The 3,997-nt window shown below is 31.2% G+C and carries 2 protein-coding genes, 2 rRNA genes and 1 other RNA gene; all 5 read right to left on the bottom strand.

Going from position 1 to position 3,997, the window contains the following annotated elements; translation table 11 throughout:
* Positions 1-20 precede the first annotated feature (20 nt).
* The gene (locus VN21_RS15500) at positions 21-1,694 is read right to left on the bottom strand and encodes a phospho-sugar mutase (protein ID WP_046824049.1); all 1,674 of its coding nucleotides are present in this window, start codon (positions 1,692-1,694) and stop codon (positions 21-23) included.
* 161 nt (positions 1,695-1,855) lie between these two features.
* Positions 1,856-2,193: RNase P RNA component class A (gene rnpB, locus VN21_RS18010), an RNA gene on the bottom strand.
* Positions 2,194-2,295: 102 nt separating this feature from the next.
* A complete protein-coding gene (gene galU / locus VN21_RS15495; RefSeq protein WP_046824048.1) occupies positions 2,296-3,174 on the bottom strand; it encodes a UTP--glucose-1-phosphate uridylyltransferase GalU in 879 nt (292 codons plus the stop codon).
* A gap of 557 nt (positions 3,175-3,731) precedes the next feature.
* A 5S ribosomal RNA gene (gene rrf / locus VN21_RS15490) occupies positions 3,732-3,848 on the bottom strand.
* Positions 3,849-3,908: 60 nt separating this feature from the next.
* Positions 3,909-3,997, bottom strand: a 23S ribosomal RNA gene (locus VN21_RS15485); the annotation flags it as partial.

Here is a 3,997-nt window from a genome sequence, read left to right as displayed (position 1 = left end):
AAATAGAATATATATAATATTTATATTAAATCTTCTATATACTTTTGTAAATTGACTTTTATATCATTCTCTAAACTTTGCATACCTATATAAAATTTAAGTTTCGGCTCCGTCCCTGAAGGTCTGGCAGCAATCCAAGATCCATCTTCTAGTATAAATTTTAGTACATTTGATTTTGGAAGTCCTTCTATACCATTATTGTAATCTTTACTTTCTATTACCTTTAATCCCGCTACTTCATTTAGTCCATTATTTCTAAACTGTTCCATTATTTGTTTTATTTTTTCAAGTCCAGCTATCCCATTTAATGTAAGAGTTATCATATCTTCTTTAAAGAAACCTACTTTATCATAAAGCTCTATAAGACCATCATATAAACTCATACCTTTATCATAATAATAAGCTGCCATATCAGAAATTAACATAGATGCCACAACCCCATCTTTATCTCTTGCATGTGTTCCAACTAGATATCCATAACTTTCTTCATATCCCATAATAAATGTTTTTTCATTTGTTTGTTCAAATGTTTTTATTTTATCTCCAATAAACTTAAATCCAGTTAATACGTTTAGGCAATCTACTCCATAACGTGCTGCTACTTTAGCTCCAAACTCAGAAGTAACTATAGTTTTTATTATAATTGAATTTTTGGGTAAATTATTTTCTTCTTTTAGATGCCCTAAAATATAATTAACAAGTAAAGCTCCTATTTGATTCCCCGTAAGTAATTCATAGTCTCCATTTTTAATTTTTACAGCTAATCCAACTCTATCGCAGTCTGGATCTGTAGCTATTACTAAATCAGCATCTTCTTTTTTAGCTAATTCTATCCCTCTTTCTAAAGCTTTTTTATCCTCTGGATTTGGATAATTAATACCAGCAAAATTAGGATCTGGTAGCTCTTCTTCTTTTACAACAAGTACTTTTTCAAACCCAACTTCCTTTAAGACTCTTTGTATAGGAACATTTCCAGTTCCACAAAGCGGTGTATATACTATTTTAAAGTTTTTACCGACTCTTTCTACTATATGCTTTCCTATAAATTGACTTTTAACAGCTTCTATAAACGCTGTGTCTTGTCTTTCATCTAGCATAACTACTAAATCTTTTTGACCTTCTTTTATAGTTGGTATTTTACTGTAATCATTTATGCTATTAACTTCTTTCGTAATTTCATCCGCTATCTCAGGCATAACTTGAGCGCCATCTTCCCAGTATACTTTATATCCATTATATTCAGGCGGATTATGGCTAGCGGTTATAACAACTCCTGCTATACAATTTAGATGTCTTACGGCGAAAGAAAGTTCTGGAGTTGTTCTTAAATCATCGAATATGTATGCTTTTATTCCACATGCAGCTAAAGTATTAGCTGTCTGCAAACAGAATTCTCTAGATTTAAATCTACTATCATGAGCTATTACTACTCCTCTGTTTTTGCCTTTTTCCCCAACATTTTTTAGTATATAATTAGCAAGCCCAAAAGTAGCTCTTGCCACAGTATAATCATTCATTCTATTTGTCCCTGCACCTATAATACCTCTTAATCCAGCTGTTCCAAACTCTAAATTTTTATAAAATCTTTCTTTTATTTCATTTTCATCATTTTTTATATCTTCTAATTCATTCCTAGTATCGTTATCAAAGTATACATCTGTCAACCATTGATTATATATTTCCTTATAATTCATATTCTTTTCTCCTTTATAATAATAATCTATCCAATTATTTATCTACATCTATTTATTTTACTATATATTGTTAATTTTTTCTATATATTCAAATCTGCTTATTTCAACATTTATGTATAAAAAAAACACTAGTGTTCCTAGTGTTTTCTTTATACATGAATAAATCGAGCAAATCTATAAGCGGAGTTCTGTATTAGATAATCATCTTTCTAGGCTTATTGTCACCAATAAGCTCAAGCGGCCTACCAACCGGAGAGTACGAGCAATACTCTTTTTATCCTAACTTGGCCTTGCTCCGAGTGGGGTTTACACAGCCGACTAGTCACCTAGCCGCTGGTGAGCTCTTACCTCACCTTTTCATCCTTACCATCACTGGCGGTTATTTTCTGTTGCACTTTCCTTAAGATCACTCTCACTAGGCGTTACCTAGCACCCTGCTCTATGGAGCTCCGACTTTCCTCGTGCAGCTAGCGCTACCCGCGATTATCTGATCTACTCAATATTCATTTTAACAGTGTAAATATATTATCATAATAAATTTTATATGTCAATCATTTGTTATATCAATTTAATAATTAAAGTTAATTTAAATTTTAGTTTATTATTTAATTTCTTCAACTACATTTTTCATATAGTTCAGTAATCCATCTTTTAGATTATCTCTTTTTAAAGCAAAATCTATTGTTGCTTCTAAAAATCCTAGTTTATCCCCTACATCATATCTTCTTCCCTCAAAATTATATGCATATATTGCTTCATGTTGAGCTAAGGTTTTTAAAGCATCCGTTAACTGTATTTCTCCACCTTTACCTGGGGCTTGATTTTCTAAAATTTCAAATATAGCAGGAGTTATTATGTATCTTCCTAATATAGCTATATTTGAAGGTGATTCTTCTACACTTGGTTTTTCAACCATATCCTTTACTTTATATACTCTATCTTCTATATATTTACAATCTAATATACCATATTTATCAGTATCTTCTTTAGCAACTTCTTGAACACCTAATATGCTTGTCTTATATTCATCGTAAGCATCTATTAATTGCTTAAGACATGGAGTATCTGAGTCTACTATATCATCTCCTAAAAGTACAGCAAATGGTTCGTCACCTATAAAGCTTTTAGCACAATGTATAGCATGTCCTAATCCTTTAGGCTCTTTTTGTCTTATATAGTGTATATTTACCATGTTAGATATCTCTTGAACCATTTCTAACATTTCAGTTTTTCCTTTTTGTTGAAGTTCTAATTCTAATTCTACGGATTTATCAAAATGATCTTCTATAGATTTCTTATTTCTTCCTGTTATTATAAGTATTTCTTCTATCCCAGAGTTTATAGCCTCTTCTATTATATATTGTAGTGTTGGCTTATCTACTATAGGAAGCATCTCCTTTGGCTGAGACTTTGTAGCTGGTAAAAATCTTGTTCCTAATCCAGCAGCCGGTATTATTGCTTTTTTTACAGTTTTTTTCATTTCGCTACCTCTTTCTGATTCATTTATATATAATAATTCTTTTCATTCACATATTTTACGTAACTATAATATTTTACACCATTTTCAATTATTTGTCTGTCGTATTTTGTCGTACATGTACATATACCCTTATATAAAATATTTTTTAATATATACATAATGAATAGTCTACGAAAATAATTTAAATTTCCACCTGATTCGTTTTTCCATTATTTATTATAAAATTTCATATTTTTCAATGGTACTATCTATCTTAATTCTATATAAAAAAATGCTTATTGTTAAGTTACAATATTGAATCTATTTTAAATCATTTTGCTTTACACAACAAAAAGTGCTTAGGATTTAGTTTACAACGCCGCGGTCATTCAAAGCACCTTTTCTCATCTCTTTATATAATACCGTATAAGCGTAATTCTTCTTTATTTTACACAACAAAAAGTGGTTGATATTTAGTTTGCAGCGAAGTGGTCATTTAAAGCATCTTCTCCGCTTTATGACCCAAGCGCAAACTAAATATCAACCACCACTTAAATCCACGTAAAATAAAAAAGATTACGCGGCTACGTCCTACTCTCCCAGGCAGCTTCCCACCAAGTACCATCGGCGCTAAAGAGCTTAACTTCTGTGTTCGGAATGGGAACAGGTGTATCCTCTTTGCTGTAATAACCGCATAATCTTTATTTAGAGTTAGTACTCTAAAAACTGAATAACATTAGTAAGATTAGATAATCTTGGTCAAGTCCTCGATCTATTAGTATCGGTAAGCTACATACATTGCTGCACTTACACCTCCGACCTATCAACCAGGTAGTCTTCCTGG

The organism is Paraclostridium benzoelyticum (assembly GCF_001006285.1).
In the GTDB taxonomy this organism is placed as follows: domain Bacteria; phylum Bacillota; class Clostridia; order Peptostreptococcales; family Peptostreptococcaceae; genus Paraclostridium; species Paraclostridium benzoelyticum.
This window is presented reverse-complemented; position numbering and strand designations above follow the sequence as displayed.